We start from the raw sequence: 15,147 nt of genomic DNA on the forward strand, positions 1-15,147 counted from the left end.
GAACTAACTACTAAGCTTTCTTTGTTAGTTCTTCTCTACCACCACTATGTAGGGTGGGTTATGTGGCCTAGTTGGGTAGGCTATTTTTATAATTTCATATTTTTTCTGATCCAAAGTCTCTAGGTATTTTTCTAGCTCTTCACTTTCTTTTTTGCCAGCTGGATGACCTTGATAAATGGTTAGGATAACCATCCCGTTTTTATTTAAGAGCTTTAAAGTTTTCTCTAGACTTTCTATAGTACTTTCATACTTACTTGTAATTTCCTTATCTCCACCTGGTAGGTAGCCTAGGTTATAGATAGCAAAATCTAGATTTTCTTTTATATATTTGTCTATATCAGCATGGCTAGCCAAGAAAAATTTAAACCTTGGATCATCTCCCACTAGGCCCTTGGCTTGATTTTCGGCTTCTTTTTGGATATCAAAGCCATACAGCCTTTCTACATTTGTATTTTCTAATATATACTTGCTATCCTTGCCCTTGCCTACTGTAAGGTCAGCTGCGACTCTAATGTCTTTTTTTGTATCTATCACAAGCTTTACTAGGTCTGTTAGTCTTCTTGCCATTAGTAGGACCTCAAATTTTTTAAATCCTTGCCATTGATATCTTTAAAAAAATCAGCATGGCTTGGGTCTTCTTTTCTAATAGGCATCCCCATCCTGTGCATTTCATTTAGTTTGAAAATCATAAGGTTGACATTTACATCGTGCATACTTGCCAATTCATTGTAGGTATAGCCCTCTATTATATCTTCCATGAGCCTTTTCTCATCCAAAAGCAAATGAGCTGCAAATATATTAGCCTCTATCTCCATTTCACTTTTGATATCAAAAAGTTCGTACTCGACTAGGGCTTTCTTAGCATTTTCCTGGTGGTAAAGGTCATGGCCTAGCTCGTGGGCAAAGACCATGTTCCTTATCCTATAATCAACGTGGGGGTTATAAAAGACAAAACGACTTTCAAATATTATCTTATACATCCCCAATAGCTTTGTATCTTCTTTGAAGGCAATAAGATGAACCCCGCGTTCTTCGAGAATTTCTCTCGGGTCTCGACTCCCGTATTTTTTAATTAAGTCAAGCACGTCCTCATAGATTTGATCATATGAGTGAGCCATTATTTGTTATTCCTAAATTTTTTACTATCTTGTCTGGCTATATAGTAGGCTTCGGAAATAGCATCTAAGATTGCCCTCTTGTCTTCTTCTGGGATTTCTCCCCCTGCCATAAGACCTATAACTCCATCAACTAATTCTTCTGCTTCCTTGCCTGCTTTAATACCGTACCTCTCGCGAGTAGTAAGGATAAAGTCCTCTTCGTCTGTGACTAGGTAATCATGGCTGGTAGATAAGGCATCTGCTAAAAGGTCATAAGTTCTCCTATATCTTGGTTTGGATAGACCCAACTCATAGCGGGATATGGTTTTTAGGGAAACATTTACCATCTCAGCTAACTCGCCTTGGGTTAATTTTTTTTCTTCTCTTAGACTTTTTAATTTGCTTGCGAAACTCATAATTCTCCTCATTTTCTTTAAATTTTTTATTTTTCTCGATTTCGGTCTTGACAAAGGACTTTTAGTGTCCTATAATTATCTTACAGTCACTTATTGTCTTAATTATACATTAAGAGTCCAGAATAATCAAGGTATTTTTCAAAATATAAAGTACAAGGAGGGAAAAATGAAAAGAATCATCCTACATTCTGATATGAACGCCTGCTATGCGTCTATAGAAGCCAAGCTAAATCCCGCTCTTAGGGGCAAGGCTATGGCTGTGGCAGGCAATCCAAAAAATAGAAATGGCATCATCCTAGCTAAAAGCCAAGAGGCCAAGGAAATGGGAGTTGCGACAGGTATGCCAATCTGGGAGGCTTTGACCCATTGCAGGGACCTAATCCTAGTTCCACCCCAATATGACCAGTACCTCAAACATTCAAAAATGGCAAAGAAAATCTACTACGACTACACCAACCAAGTCGAATCCTTTGGTCTTGATGAGTGTTTCCTAGATGTGTCTGGTTCTACCAAGCTTTTTGGGTCGGGAATGGACATTGCCCAGGAAATTTCTAAGCGCATGAAGGAAGAAGTAGGCCTTACAGTGTCTATTGGGATTTCCTTTTGCAAGATCTTTGCCAAGCTCGGTTCTGATATGAAAAAACCTGATGCCATCACTGTCATTGACGAAAATAATTGGAGAGATAAGGTTTGGCCACAGGAAGTAGGGGCTATGGTAGGGATTGGCAGGGCTACTAAGGCTAAGCTTAACCGCATAGGTATCTACACCTTGGGAGATCTCGCCCAAGCTCCAGTAAGTCTTATCCAAAATCTCCTTGGAATCAACGGTGTCTACCTTTGGACCTATGCCAATGGCGAGGATACCCGTCCAGTTGTGGACCTTAACCACAAGGATATCATCAAGACCATAGGCAATTCCTCTACTTGCAGAAAAGACCTTGTAAACAATGGCGAAGTCAAAAATGTCCTCCAAGAGCTGAGCTTTTCTGTATCTAGAAGGCTTAGGGAGGCAAAACTTGAAGCCAATGGGATCGAAGTCTTTATAAGAGATTCTGAACTTTTTTCTAGGCACTTGGCAACCGACCTTAAAATCGCCAGCCAATCTTCCATAACCCTAGCAGATGCCGGCTTCAAACTTTTTTGCCAAAAATACGACTGGGATTTGCCTGTAAGAGCTGTTGGAATCAGAGCAACTAAGCTAAGGCCCCTAGGCTTTGGCAGCCAACTTGATCTCTTCACCGAATGTGACAAGTATTTCAAAGAAGAATCCTGTGATAAGGCCATCTACGAGATTAGAAAAAAATACGGCAAGGACTCCATATCCTTTGCCGCCCTCAAAAGGGACATAAAACTACCCAAGGAACTTAACGAAATCATTACCCTACCCAATAGGCACTACAATTCCTGATAAATTTTAGCAAGTTTGGGGTATAAATATAAGTAATAATGATATAAAATACTTAGAATTTGGGAGAAGATAATGACAGAAAAAATATTAAAGCTAATAACAGATTTTTTAAAAAATAACAAGATCGAAGGTCTAGACGTTGACAAAATTGCAAAATCTTTGCCGGTAGACGAGATAATGAAAATGGTCTCTGGCAAGGATGAATATGTAGTCAAAAGAAGTGGAAACATTGAAAAATACAAGGAAGAAAAAATTTCAAGGTCAATCAAAAACGCAGCCGACAGGGCAGGTATGCAAATAAATACTTCTGATATTGACCTTATCCTAAAAGATGTGGCAAAGAAATTATTTTATGGTGACACAAAAAAACTTACAAAAACCACAGAAGTCAATGATATAGTCCTAAAGGCTTTGGAAAATGATGGGTTTTCAAAGATTCGTGATGCCTACCAAGCATATTCCAAAAACCAAGACTAATGTTAATAAAGCTAGTAACTGTCGGCAAAATTAAGGAAAAATTCTACAAGGATGCCCTAGCCGAATACCAAAAAAGAATGACCGCCTACAATAAGGTGGAAATTATAGAAGTTGCTGACGAAAAAGCTCCAGAAACCCTGTCAGATAAGGAAGTCGACCAGGTAAAGCTCGCAGAAGGCGAAAGAATTTTATCCAAAATCAAGGACGACTCCTTTGTTGTGACCCTAGAAATAAACGGCAAGGCCCTAGACTCCATCAAATTTGCAGGACTAATCCAAGATGAAATGCTAGATGGCTTCGGCAGGGACATGGTTTTTGTCATAGGCGGATCAAATGGCCTGGGAGATAATGTTTTAGCAAGGTCAAATTACAGAATATCCTTCGGCAAAATGACCTACCCCCATCAACTAATGAGGGTAATCTTAATGGAACAAATCTACAGGGCCTACAGGATAATAAATAAGGAGCCATACCATAAGTAGGGTAAATTTGTAGATTTTTATTATCAAGTGATATATAAATGTCTTTCCTTTATCCTACTCCAGAGTGATAAGCCCCCTCGTCAGTCGCTATCTCGCTTCGCTCGACCATTTGCTCCGCTCCAGTCCTACCATCCATTCCTTTCAGGAATGGGGTTAGGGCTTCGCATAGAGATCCCTCCACTAGCCGGGCAGGCTTGCTTTCTGTCGGGACAGCACAGGGTTCCCTAAATCCCACAGCGCCGTTTCTAATGAGAATATAGCCCAATAACAAAGCCACTTCGTATCTAATTAAATTTAACTTTTGAAAAAGATGTCTAAAACATTCGCTTATTATCGTCAAAGTGATGAATAAGTATTAACACTTGATAAATACCCAAACAATGATATAATTTAAGTAAGAGAAGCCACCTCTAAAAAAAGCTCTTGGTCTCGTCCAAGAAAATTAGATATGTTATTGATCTCCAAGAGGATCAAAAAAAGACGGTAGTTCCAGCTACCGTCTTTTTATTATTTGCTAAAGCTATGGTCGTCTATAAATTTTTCAATATATAAAACAATCAAAGCTACTAGCAATGGAAAAAATAAATTTTCCACAAGATATGTTATTATCTCCAAAAGTCTCACCCCCTTTATTAGGAGATAGCTATATTATAACATATTTGGATAAGATTATTAACTCATTTGATAATAAATCTTAACTCATCTACCATATTAATTCTAAAAACGTTACAAGAGGCTTCTCATCTTTACTTCTCTCTATGAAATCTTTATCGCTCGAAGTAAGATGGAGAGCCTTTCATTGTAATTATAAACGATTCTACCCTCCCACAAATTAAAGGCCAGGACATCCCTATGGTTCGAAAAATACAAAAACCCCAGCCTACTCGTATTTTCCGAGTTTGGCTGGGGTTTACTTTTTTATATTTCCCTAGTAAAATCTTCGATTTTTACAAAAACTGGCATGCCATTTTCGTAAACTTGTTCAACTTCGCCCTTAATTAGTGGAAGAGCGTAGGCTAGGATTTTCTCTTGGAGAGTTTTCTTGTCAACAAGCCATTCTTGTGGGATTTTCATCTCCCTATTGGCTATCTCATCTGGGCTGACTTCTGTATAATAAACCTCATAGTCCTCGCTGTCTATTCTCCTTAAAACTGGGACAAGATTGGTCCTTGTCATTCCGATTTCAACAGCCCTATAGCCTAGGTTGTAAGCTTCCTTGGAATCAGTTGCAGAAATCAAAGTATTTGACCTTTGAACAATATTTAGCTCCACTGCCCTAGACTTGATATTTAGCCTATTTCTTACCAAATCAGCCAGCCTTTGGCTAACACCAGAAACAACTGGGTGGTTAAAACCATCTTTGGTATTGGTAAAAACTTCTTCAGACAAGACCCCGTCTGTATCTCTAAAACCTTCAGCCATAGCTACAAGCAAGTTTTTTTCTTTCTTCAATGCCTCTTTGATATCTTCTAAGAGCTCATCAATAGACATTTCATCTTCTGGTATATACAAGAGATTGACCAATTCTTTTGGATAAGAGTAATTAGCAATAAGGCTTGATGCAGCAAGCCAACCTGCATGGCGGCCCATGATTTCTACAAAAGTCACGCTTTCTAGGTCATAAATATCCACATCACACCTTAGACTTCTCAAAGTAGATGCTATATACTTTGCAGCAGAGCCGAAACCTGGAGAATGATCCATCCCCTCTAGGTCGTTGTCAATAGTCTTTGGACAGCCAATTACATTGATACCATCGATTTTTTTATAGGCTATGTAGGCATTTAACTTTTTGACTGTATCCATGGAATCATTGCCCCCGATATAAACAAAAAGGCCAATGTCATTTTTCTCTAGAACATCAAAAATCTTTTCATAAACTGGGCTATCAAGGTCGCTATCGAGCTTAAACCTACAAGAACCAAGGATAGAAGCAGGTCTAGCCTTTAGTTTCTTACTCATATTCTCCTTGGTGAAAATTTCAGCATCCACCAGCCTAATATTTTCATTAATAATTCCCTCAATCCCATTCATTGAAACAAAAATCTTCTCAAATTCATTATCAATACCGCTATCGATAACTCCCGCCAAAGATGCGTTGATAACAGAAGTTGGCCCGCCTGATTGGGCTACAATTAGATTCATTTATCCTCCTTGCTGAGTACAAAATTTTCTAGATAATAAGCTATTCCATCTTCATTATTAGTCTTGGTCACAAAATCTGCAAGTTTTTTGATAGACTCAACGGCATTGCCCATTGCAACCCCTGTGCCTGCTACTTCAAACATAGACACATCATTCATTTCATCACCAAAAACAATGATATCTTCCCTGGCTATACCAAAAATCTTACAAGCTTCAAGGATAGAATTTCCCTTAGAAAGGCCCTTAGGCATAACCTCATAATAAAACCTAGCCGACTTGACCTGCTCGGTCCTATCCCCAAACTTTTCCCTAAGCTTGGCACAAGGCTCATCAAGTTTGTCAGGATCCTGGGCAAAAAGTATTTTATTTGGTGCAAAATCAAGGCTGTCTCTGATATCAGCGATTTCCTTCACTTCCATATTGAGCATGCCACTTTCACGATTAGAATAAAAATTATCCGCCCTATCAGTTATAATCACTTCTCCATGAGGAACCATAATTTCAAGGTTCAAAGACTTTGACAAATCAAGTATTTCCATGGCTAAGTCATAGTCCATAGGATGGTTGGCAAGGATTTTTCCTTCCTTGAAGTCATAAAGCTGACCACCGTTATAAGAAGACAAAACTCCACCAAACTTATCAAATCCCAAGGCTCTCGCTTGGTCTCTCAAACCAAAAGTAGGCCTACCAGAAACAATCATCACCTCATGGCCTGCCTTAGTTGCGGCAATCAAAGCCTTGCGAGTCCTCTCCGTAATCACTCCCTCGCTATTAACCAAAGTTCCATCAACATCAAGTGCAATTAATTTTCTCATATAACTCCTAACTTATTCTTTCTTTTCTATTTTTATAATTCTTTTCTATTTGGGTTCGCAAATCCTAAAAATCTCATCCCCATAATTAACCACACCAGTCGAAAGCCTCTCAACCTTCTTAATAGCAGGGTTGGTAATCACAACAGGCGACTGGATACTCTTGCCACAAGCTTTAATCTTTTCAAGGTCAAACTCAAGCAAAAGATCACCCGGCTTCACCTCATCGCCAACTTTTATGTAAGTCTTAAAACCATCACCATCCATATCAACAGTATCAATCCCAATATGAATTAAAACCTGGAAGCCTTCTGGATTTTTAATAGCAAGCCCATGCCTACCATTAGCCACAATAGAAACCTTGCCAGCGCATGGCGAATAAACTTTAGAATCCCTAGGCAAAAATAAAACACCAGCCCCCACAATCCCCTGAGCAAAAATAGGGTCCGAACACTCAGTAAGATCCAAAACCTCACCCGTCATAGGTGCAAAAAATAATTTATTATCAAAATCAGCCATAAAATCCTCTTTCCTATATAAAATCCAAAAGGGCAACCCCTCAAATAAAATCTAGACTCAAAAAATAACTCTTTATTACTACTATACCATAAAAGATGGGGAGATATTATCCAAGATAACTTATTTTTTCTTCCGAGAAGAAACAATCTTTTTTTCACTAGGTGAGTCTATTATTCCAGGAATATTTTCTTTAAACTTTAATTTTAATATTAATTTTGTATTATTATATTTTTTATTATTTACTATTGAATCTTCGTTCTAAGGGGGAAACCCTAGGGAACGTTTTGTATTATCCAAGATAATATTATTATTTAGTTTTTTCTCTTCGTAATCTTATAAATTAAATTATTTTTTCTATTTAGAATTCAATCTTCGTTCTAAGGGGAGGCCCGAGGGGGCGGCAGCGCTCTAAGCCGCTTGGGCAAAATCCCCCTCACCAGCCTCCCCTTAAACACCAAGCAAGCCCGTCGGCTCGTGGAGACCTACACCCCCAACTGCTCCTTAGCGGAGTGCGAAACCAGAAGTTTGCCTACGGCAAACCACTTTAGTAGGGGGGCACCTTCGTATGAGATTATGTATATCCCCAGAGATTCTTTAATCTGCGGGTTGCTAAAAACTGATAACTCGCTAACGCTCAGTCCTCCACGAGCCGGACAGGCTTGCCATCAGTTTTCTTAACGCAACCCTAGATTAAAAATCATTCCCGATAAAGGAGAGATTTGGTCTCGAGGTTTCAGATTTGCTCGGCTCGTTTGGCTTTGCCAAACATTGCTGGTTTTGAGGTTATTCTTATACGAAGAGTTTAAAAACTCAAGACCAAGTATTTTAAAATCCCAAGACTACGTGAAGAAAATTGCACTGACAGTCACTTGTGAATAAAGACTATGTAACTACTGTGAACGAATTTCAAAAGTCAGACACAAGTTAGACGAGATTGCAATTTTTAGGAGGCTTGGGATTTTAAAAAGTTATAGGATAGAACAAGTAAAACGAAGACGTAAACCCTACCAAAAAAAGATTTCCAAAGGAAATCTACTGTTCATGCTCCCCGCTATAGGGGCCGCCTGGGGGTGAAACAGAAAGGGGGCCTGGGGGAACCCGATGAGGGGGCATGCGGAAAGCCCCCTTGGGGTTCCCCCAGATACGGAGCAGTTATGTTAATGACTGAGAAAATATTTATGATACGGTCAATCTCGGATTAACAAAATAAAAGAAGTTTTTAAGAAACCTGGTTTCTTACCTCACATAATATTTTCCGTCAATTTCTTCTATTTTTGAATTTTTTGGGCTAGTTGGGAAATTGTTTGGGGCTTTAGGGCGGTTTTCGCTTTCGTTTATGGTTCTGGATTTTTTGATTTCTGCATCTGATTTTAGGAAGTAATCATAGATTACAAAGTCCTGAATATTTTCTATATCCTTATCATTGAAATTTATTATTGGATCATCCCATGTTGTGTCTATGTGGTACCAGTTGCCCATGATTTTTACCATATTCCACATATGATCTTCGCCAGTTTTTAGGGATTTGCCTGTGATTAACCTTGTTTCTAGACCTGCTTGCTTTGCCATTAGGTCAAAAAGGGTGGCGTAGGCGTTGCAGACTCCTCCGTTGCCAAAGATTATTGATGCTGGATGATAGATTGACACTCCCCCACTTTCCTCGTCACCATCTCCCTTGTTGTAGAAATTTTTCTTGACTATAAAGTCGTGAATTTCCTTAACTTTGGCATATTCTGTAAGATATGGGTCAATATTTTCTTCTACCCATTTTTTTACAAATTTTTTGCTGGCATATTCCATGTCAATGTCAACCCTATATTTTACGTCAAATTTGGCATTTTCTATATAAACAGCTCCAGTTTTTGACTTGTTAGGCTTATAGGCAGTATCTATCCTTGTTGAAGCATATTGACCATAGTAGAAATAGTCATCTTCCCTTGCCACATCTAGGAATAATTCGGATATTTCTTTGTTTGTAGCTACCCTTCCTATATCAACACTAAAATATGTATCCCTGTTTTGAAGGTGGCTTCTTATCTCTTTTCTAATTCTAATATTATCTCTGTAATTCTTTTTTAAATCTTCGAGTTCATTTAGGATTTCCTCTGTTGATTCTATTAGGGCTTTGAGCCTATCTAGTTTGTCCTTTGCAAGCTTTATCTTGCCATCTTTTATGGCTTGCTTAGTTTTTGCAAGGATTTCTTTGTGGGCTGATAGGTCGGCTTCTATGATTATCCTTTCACTTTCCACAGAAGCATGGGCTCTATTAGGCAAAAATACTAGGGCCAATGCCAGACTTAGGACGATTATTTTTATTTTTTTCATATTTTCTCCATAAAAATAACTAGCATGAGTCTATATAATTTTTAAAAATCAATTTACCTCTGCTAGTTATTAGTTTTTATAAAAGAGCTTCAGCTTCTCTTATTACTGCTTCTGAATCTTTTATAAGCTGTAAAAGTTGTCCTCTTACCTTCGCTACCTTATTTGGAGCTGTTTCCAAAAGAATTTTTACTGCATCAATAGTAATCTTACTTTCCCTTACAGCTTCTTTTAAGCTTTTGATTGTGAGGGCATCATTTATATCACGGCTAAGACCTGCCTTAGCACTGTTGATATTGGCTGTTGCCCCTGCTAACTCTTCTATTTTTGCATCATTTCCCTTATCTAGGATTGCCTGACCGTCCATTATTGCTTGTTGGTAGGCAAGTTTGGTCTTGCTTTTAGCATAGGTATTATAAGCTTCGCTGCCAACAACTTTTGGCATATCATTAACAGCTAAGGTCAGCTGTTCTCTTTGAATTTTATACTTAATATCATCGCTTTCTTCTGCTGCATAGGCTGGTTTTTGAATTAAATTACCAGCTCCTAGGCACATAAGATTAGCCACAAATAGGCTCAAGCATAGTTTTTTGATTAATTTTTTCATCCTATCCTTTTATCCCCTTTAATTTAGCTAGTAAATCCCTAGCTTCTTGTTGTAATTTCTTAGATTCGTTAAGTTCTACTAAAAGTCTACTTTTAACATCCTCTACCTTATTTGGAGAGATTTCAAACAATAGATTTACTGCCCTAACAGTTACTCCATTTTCTATGATAGCTTCTTCAAGCTTTTTGATTTGCTCCTTATTAGCTTCACTTATTTCTTCTACTAGGGCAAGTCTTGCTGCTTGTAAAGAATCAGCTATCTCTTGGTATTCTCTGGCAGACTTCATCTTAGAATTATCTTCCATGCTTGTCTCTGCAAGCTTTAAGGCAGCCATAAAAGCTTTAAAACTTTTTTCTGTGTACTGATCTTTTTTATACCTATATATAACTGATTTATCAATTTCTGCCTTTAGAACACCCTTGTTTTTTACTGGTTCATAAGAATTTTCTATACTAGCCTTGGCATCTTTCATAGCCTTGGTATGCTCATCAACCTTTACTTTTTCTAGGCTATCTTCATTCCTACCATAGAGGATTTTATAGCTTCTAGCCTTGTCGTGAGCATCAATGTAAGCACTTTTTTGCTTGAGTGTAGCATTGGTGAAGGCATCACTTTTTATAAAAGTTTCGTATTCTTCTAATAAGTCAGACAATTCCTTGATTGAAACTTTTTCACCATTTAAGGCATCAATAGCAAATTTTAGGTTATTAGTTAGGCTTTCCATATTTGCCTTAGCCTCATCATTTGGAGCACTCTTTGCTACCTTTTCTTCTAATGATTCAGCCGCCTTTAGGTCTTCATCTAGACCTCTTTGGTAATAAAAATCGGCATTGATATACTTATAATTTTTCTTTATTTCTCTGGCTTTGATTATAGTTTTTGTGAAATCTTGATATATATCGAAATAACTTTGCTCGCTAGTAGTTGCTTCTGTCGCATAGGCCTTATCTATCTTAGGAACAAGGGCAACAGATGCTAACGCTAGGGCTAGGACTATTTTTTTAATATTATTATTCTTCATAGCTTAACCTTTCTATAAAATAAGTATTTCTTTCTTATAATATACTCTTTTTGGCTATTTATCAAAGATAAAAAAAGCCTGTGCAAAGCTTGGATAAATAGTCTTTGACTCAGAAATCCTAGCTTGCTTTCTAGCCTACCAAGGCTAGGCAAGCCCTAGACTGGGCTTTATCCTATTGCACTGGCCTTTTTTGCCTTATAGTTGATCAACAAGGGATTCAGCTTCTTCGATTAATTGGTTTGATTCATCCATTAATTCTTGAAGCTTTTCTTTTGTTTCATCTGTCAAACTATCAGATGCTTCTTGCAAAAGAATTTCACAAGCTCTAGCCTGTACCCTATTAGTAAAAATAGAATCTTCTAGTTGCTCTTTTTCTGATAAACCCTTGTCTGTTTCAGCAGCATCCTTGCCCTCAGCTCCTTCTGTAGAGCCAGTATTTTCTGCATCTTCTTTGCCTTCTTTTTTGCTTGTTTCTTCTGTCGCTTTCTCTTCTGCTACTTTCTCTTCTGCCTTATTTTCTTCAGCATCCTTTGGCTTATTCTTTAGGCTATCGCAACCTGTAAAAGTTGCAGCGATTAAAAGTGCAGCGATGATTTTTTTATTAGTTAATTTCATTTTCTATCTCCTTTTTTTCTTATAAATACTAATATTCCAGCAGCCACTACCAATATCCCAGCCACTTTTGACATTCCCCTTATACCAGTTTTTACAATAGAACCTGGATTTGTCACTGTGGAAATAGGGCTAGTTGATGTTTTAACACCGCCATTAGGTGCTAGGGTAGTAGTTGTTACAGCTTTTGGATTTATTAAATCATTCAATTCTTTTTCAACCTTCAAAGCATCATCCATAGTCTTATCATCCTGGCCTAGGGCGTTGATTTTAGCAGCTATAGCCTTTCTTGCTTCTGGATTGCCTATCTTTAGTTGATCTTTTTTAAACCTTGCCGCAAGGTCAAAGGTCAATTTCTCAAACTTATCCCCATCCAACTTGTTTTTCGCATCTAAGAGCTTATTATAGACAGCCCTCACCTCAGCTTCGGTTGGCTTCTTGTTATTCTCAATAAAATCTTTAGCTTCCTTCAAGGCAAGATCATAAGCATCTCTTAGGACCTTTTGAGCCTTTTGGTATTTGAAACTACCTTCTTTTAGTTTTTTATCACCATTAATCAATTCATTTAGGTCTGTAAGAAGCTTATCCCTTGTATAATTAGGGTTGGTTTCTATTTCGATTTTATCATTAAACTTCTTGATGGCCTCATCATTCATGACTTCTTTAAGGGTCTTTAAGGTTGTTGGACCATCCCCTTCTTCTTCATAAAGTTTTAAAGCCTTTTCCAGCCTAATCCTTGAAGCTTGGTTGATATTCTTATAGTCCTTGTGGTTTTTGATAATCTTTAGGGTGTGGTAATATTTATTAGCTAAATACTTATCCTCTGTGATTTTGCCCTCGATAAAGTCCCTCGTATGCTCGATTAAATCAAGGATATCCTTAGCTTCCTCACTATCAAGCTTATTTGCCTTCTTAATATTTTCTGCTATGGCTATATATTTTGGATAAAGCTTGCTGGCCTCAGAAAGATTGCCCTTGAGTCCATTAGCAGCAGTCGCAAAATCAGCCGAATTCTTAAAATCATCAAAGTCTAAGATAGCTGCGGATAATTTCCTAGCCTGGCTTGTAATATCACCATTTATCTCAGATCTTGCGTCAACCAATTTTTTATACAAAATGTTTAAAACATTGGCATCTGGCACACTCTTGTTAAGCTCTTTTTCAGACTCAGCTATAAGGCTTAGGTAATTGGCAATAGCCCCATTCATCTTGTAGTCAACTTCTGCATCCTTGTATTTCTTAGAGCTCTTGAAATAATAATTATCATCAACTAATTTTTTGAGCCTCTTTGTCAAAAATTCAGCAAGTTTTGTTACAGAATCATTAAAATCCTTGTAAGCCTTGTTCATATCATCAAGACTCGCCTTGCTATAGTCATTTACAAGATCAGCCGCCTTGGCCCTGGCCTTGGTATAGGCATCCTTGGCCTCTTTTTCATCCTTGCCATAAATTTGGTCAAGCTTTAGGTAGGCGGTACTGTCTAGAAGTTTTTTCATAGCTTCCCTAGCACTTTTCTTGTCAGTATAGTCATTTATACTATAATCAAATTCCTTAAAGACTTCGGTTAGGCGATATTTTGCCTTTGATATCTCATCACTGGTCACACCCTTAGGATTGTCTTTATAACGTTTTATAATCTTTTCTGCCTCTTTGATAGCATCATCTAACCTTATTTGCTTGCTAGTAGAGGATTTTTTGTAAGAATCGGTCTTTTTTAGGCTTTCTCCAAATTTCTTGTATCTTTCTAATTCATCGATATTATATCTTTCGATAGCTTCCTCGCCAGCCTTAGATTTATTGATTTTAGCCTTGAGGTCTTCAATCTCTTTTAAAAGCTTATTATAAGTCTCAAGGTCTCTCCTTATACCACTTGCATGATTTGTGCAGTAGGTAATAGCAAGGGCAATCTTTTCCTCATAGCTTTTAGCAAGAGATTTGTCCTTGAGATTTTTTAGGACCTCGTCCTTTTCCTTGACAAAGCCACCTAATTTCTTGATAGCTTCAATTATTTGATTAGATGTGTCTTTTTCTGCTGCCTTGCCAGTATTGAGGTTTGGAGTAGTCGCATCTATTTTTTTCCTAGCCTCAACTAGGTCTTTAAGAGCATTTTTGGCATCTAGATAATTTTCATTATTTATTTCACCATAAGTCTTGAGCTTATCATAAGCTGTTTGATAATCCTGTTTTTTATCATCGCTAGCTGCACCGAATGTAATGTCTTTGGTAAAAGTATCATAATCTTTGACCATAGCATTAATATCAGCCGCCAAATCTTTTAGGTCTTGATTCGTAATTTCCTTGCCAGCTTCCTTGATTTCTTCATCAAGCTTAGCTATATCGTCATCAGTTGGTTTATATTCTTCTTTGTAATCGTAGGCATTTGGTGCCTTTGCCTTGTCAAAAAGGTCTTGTATACTTTTGGCCTGATCTATCAAATTATCGCCATAAAATCTAACAATATTCTTTTCTTGAAGAGCTTTCTTGCTAATATCAACCCTTGCTGAAAGGTCATCATAAAGCTTTTGAACCTCTCCGCTCTTACCATCTTTGGAGTTATTCTTCAAAAACTTCTCACTAATGATAATATTTCTCTTGAGAGTTTCCAAATTAACCTTAGCACTATTCACAAGCTCATTATTAGCCTTGTCGATATCATCTTTATATTCTCTTGCTTTGCCCATATCAGGGTTTGTTTGATCAACAAAAGCCTTAGCTTCAGCCATAAGTTTGTCAATATTATTACGGACTTCACCACTAGCTAGACGGTATGCTTCAGTTTTTTTAGTTGTCTCAAATTCACCCACATATGCCCTCAACAAAACCAGTGGGTCGCTAATTTGTTCTATTTTATTTTCTTCTTTACTAGTCTCAGTAGCCAAAGACTCATTCACAAATCCCGCACCAGGACTCAGAACAAGCCCCAAAGTCAAAAGACTAGCAAGCAATTTCTTATTCATATAATCTCCTCATGAGCTTTAATCTTACTAATAATTATAATCTATTAAAGCCCATTTGTCAATAAAGCAGTAAATTTCAATGATTTGAGAAAGATTTTCTTCCGAGAAGAAACAATCTTTTTTTCACTAAGTGAGTCTATTATTCCAGGAATAACATCTTTTTTTCTTCAATCCGAGATTGAACTTATCATCTTTTTATTTTGTTTATCCGAGATAAACTGCATCTATTATATTTTCTCAGTCATTGACATAACTGCTCCGTTCAAAGGGGG

General features: G+C 37.5%; 14 protein-coding genes. 3 read left to right on the forward strand and 11 right to left on the reverse strand.

The window, feature by feature from the left end; translation table 11 throughout:
- Positions 1 to 24: 24 nt before the first annotated feature.
- Genes RQ893_RS01525 through RQ893_RS01535 form a run of 3 tightly spaced genes read right to left on the reverse strand, consistent with a single transcriptional unit; the run spans position 25 to position 1,513 of the window.
- Entirely contained in the window at positions 25 to 567 is a 543-nt protein-coding gene (locus RQ893_RS01525) for a class I SAM-dependent methyltransferase (protein WP_311481299.1), read from the reverse strand.
- Positions 567 to 1,118 (reverse strand): ImmA/IrrE family metallo-endopeptidase, encoded by a 552-nt coding sequence (locus RQ893_RS01530; protein ID WP_311481300.1) that lies wholly within the window; start codon positions 1,116 to 1,118, stop codon positions 567 to 569. Before RQ893_RS01530 ends, RQ893_RS01525 begins: the two co-directional genes overlap by 1 nt.
- Entirely contained in the window at positions 1,118 to 1,513 is a 396-nt protein-coding gene (locus RQ893_RS01535) for a helix-turn-helix transcriptional regulator (RefSeq protein ID WP_311481301.1), read from the reverse strand. The genes RQ893_RS01530 and RQ893_RS01535 overlap by 1 nt, the downstream gene beginning before the upstream one ends.
- A gap of 166 nt (positions 1,514 to 1,679) precedes the next feature.
- Between RQ893_RS01535 and RQ893_RS01540 the strand changes: the two genes are divergently transcribed.
- From RQ893_RS01540 to rlmH, 3 genes are all read left to right on the forward strand, one after another.
- Positions 1,680 to 2,921 (forward strand): DNA polymerase IV, encoded by a 1,242-nt coding sequence (locus RQ893_RS01540; protein WP_311481302.1) that lies wholly within the window; start codon positions 1,680 to 1,682, stop codon positions 2,919 to 2,921.
- A gap of 72 nt (positions 2,922 to 2,993) precedes the next feature.
- A complete protein-coding gene (locus RQ893_RS01545) occupies positions 2,994 to 3,398 on the forward strand; it encodes an ATP cone domain-containing protein (protein WP_311481303.1) in 405 nt (134 codons plus the stop codon).
- A complete protein-coding gene (gene rlmH / locus RQ893_RS01550; RefSeq protein WP_311481304.1) occupies positions 3,398 to 3,880 on the forward strand; it encodes a 23S rRNA (pseudouridine(1915)-N(3))-methyltransferase RlmH in 483 nt (160 codons plus the stop codon). Before RQ893_RS01545 ends, rlmH begins: the two co-directional genes overlap by 1 nt.
- Positions 3,881 to 4,798: 918 nt before the next feature.
- Here the strand turns inward: rlmH and RQ893_RS01555 are convergent.
- The 8 genes from RQ893_RS01555 to RQ893_RS01590 all read right to left on the reverse strand — a co-directional run bounded on the left by RQ893_RS01555 (position 4,799) and on the right by RQ893_RS01590 (position 14,875).
- Positions 4,799 to 6,025, reverse strand: a complete 1,227-nt coding sequence (locus tag RQ893_RS01555; protein ID WP_311481305.1) for a diphosphate--fructose-6-phosphate 1-phosphotransferase — start codon at positions 6,023 to 6,025, stop codon at positions 4,799 to 4,801.
- Positions 6,022 to 6,840, reverse strand: coding sequence for a Cof-type HAD-IIB family hydrolase (locus RQ893_RS01560; protein ID WP_311481306.1), 819 nt, complete (start codon positions 6,838 to 6,840; stop codon positions 6,022 to 6,024). The genes RQ893_RS01555 and RQ893_RS01560 overlap by 4 nt, the downstream gene beginning before the upstream one ends.
- A 45-nt stretch (positions 6,841 to 6,885) precedes the next feature.
- On the reverse strand, positions 6,886 to 7,356 hold the full coding sequence (locus tag RQ893_RS01565; protein WP_311481307.1) for a PTS glucose transporter subunit IIA: 471 nt from the start codon (positions 7,354 to 7,356) through the stop codon (positions 6,886 to 6,888).
- Between the two features lie 1,236 nt (positions 7,357 to 8,592).
- Complete coding sequence (locus tag RQ893_RS01570; protein ID WP_311481308.1) at positions 8,593 to 9,681, reverse strand: transglutaminase domain-containing protein; 1,089 nt, start codon at positions 9,679 to 9,681, stop codon at positions 8,593 to 8,595.
- A gap of 76 nt (positions 9,682 to 9,757) precedes the next feature.
- Positions 9,758 to 10,285 carry an FIVAR domain-containing protein gene (locus tag RQ893_RS01575; protein WP_311481309.1) on the reverse strand — a complete coding sequence of 176 codons (528 nt, stop codon included), beginning with the start codon at positions 10,283 to 10,285 and terminating at the stop codon, positions 9,758 to 9,760.
- Position 10,286: 1 nt separating this feature from the next.
- Positions 10,287 to 11,306, reverse strand: a complete 1,020-nt coding sequence (locus RQ893_RS01580) for a hypothetical protein (protein ID WP_311481310.1) — start codon at positions 11,304 to 11,306, stop codon at positions 10,287 to 10,289.
- Positions 11,307 to 11,501: 195 nt separating this feature from the next.
- Complete coding sequence (locus RQ893_RS01585) at positions 11,502 to 11,921, reverse strand: hypothetical protein (RefSeq protein ID WP_311481311.1); 420 nt, start codon at positions 11,919 to 11,921, stop codon at positions 11,502 to 11,504.
- Positions 11,918 to 14,875 carry a hypothetical protein gene (locus RQ893_RS01590; RefSeq protein WP_311481312.1) on the reverse strand — a complete coding sequence of 986 codons (2,958 nt, stop codon included), beginning with the start codon at positions 14,873 to 14,875 and terminating at the stop codon, positions 11,918 to 11,920. Before RQ893_RS01590 ends, RQ893_RS01585 begins: the two co-directional genes overlap by 4 nt.
- Positions 14,876 to 15,147: the final 272 nt, after the last annotated feature.

The sequence above is a fragment of the uncultured Anaerococcus sp. genome (assembly GCF_963510915.1).
Classification (GTDB): domain Bacteria; phylum Bacillota; class Clostridia; order Tissierellales; family Peptoniphilaceae; genus Anaerococcus.

What these genes read in the sequence shown, in the direction of transcription:
- RQ893_RS01525 (WP_311481299.1), bottom strand. Translation starts at nt 567, where the DNA reads ATGGCAAGAAGACTAACAGACCTAGTAAAGCTTGTGATAGATACAAAA.
- RQ893_RS01530 (WP_311481300.1), bottom strand. Translation starts at nt 1,118, where the DNA reads ATGGCTCACTCATATGATCAAATCTATGAGGACGTGCTTGACTTAATT.
- RQ893_RS01535 (WP_311481301.1), bottom strand. Translation starts at nt 1,513, where the DNA reads ATGAGTTTCGCAAGCAAATTAAAAAGTCTAAGAGAAGAAAAAAAATTA.
- RQ893_RS01540 (WP_311481302.1), top strand. Translation starts at nt 1,680, where the DNA reads ATGAAAAGAATCATCCTACATTCTGATATGAACGCCTGCTATGCGTCT.
- RQ893_RS01545 (WP_311481303.1), top strand. Translation starts at nt 2,994, where the DNA reads ATGACAGAAAAAATATTAAAGCTAATAACAGATTTTTTAAAAAATAAC.
- rlmH (WP_311481304.1), top strand. Translation starts at nt 3,398, where the DNA reads ATGTTAATAAAGCTAGTAACTGTCGGCAAAATTAAGGAAAAATTCTAC.
- RQ893_RS01555 (WP_311481305.1), bottom strand. Translation starts at nt 6,025, where the DNA reads ATGAATCTAATTGTAGCCCAATCAGGCGGGCCAACTTCTGTTATCAAC.
- RQ893_RS01560 (WP_311481306.1), bottom strand. Translation starts at nt 6,840, where the DNA reads ATGAGAAAATTAATTGCACTTGATGTTGATGGAACTTTGGTTAATAGC.
- RQ893_RS01565 (WP_311481307.1), bottom strand. Translation starts at nt 7,356, where the DNA reads ATGGCTGATTTTGATAATAAATTATTTTTTGCACCTATGACGGGTGAG.
- RQ893_RS01570 (WP_311481308.1), bottom strand. Translation starts at nt 9,681, where the DNA reads ATGAAAAAAATAAAAATAATCGTCCTAAGTCTGGCATTGGCCCTAGTA.
- RQ893_RS01575 (WP_311481309.1), bottom strand. Translation starts at nt 10,285, where the DNA reads ATGAAAAAATTAATCAAAAAACTATGCTTGAGCCTATTTGTGGCTAAT.
- RQ893_RS01580 (WP_311481310.1), bottom strand. Translation starts at nt 11,306, where the DNA reads ATGAAGAATAATAATATTAAAAAAATAGTCCTAGCCCTAGCGTTAGCA.
- RQ893_RS01585 (WP_311481311.1), bottom strand. Translation starts at nt 11,921, where the DNA reads ATGAAATTAACTAATAAAAAAATCATCGCTGCACTTTTAATCGCTGCA.
- RQ893_RS01590 (WP_311481312.1), bottom strand. Translation starts at nt 14,875, where the DNA reads ATGAATAAGAAATTGCTTGCTAGTCTTTTGACTTTGGGGCTTGTTCTG.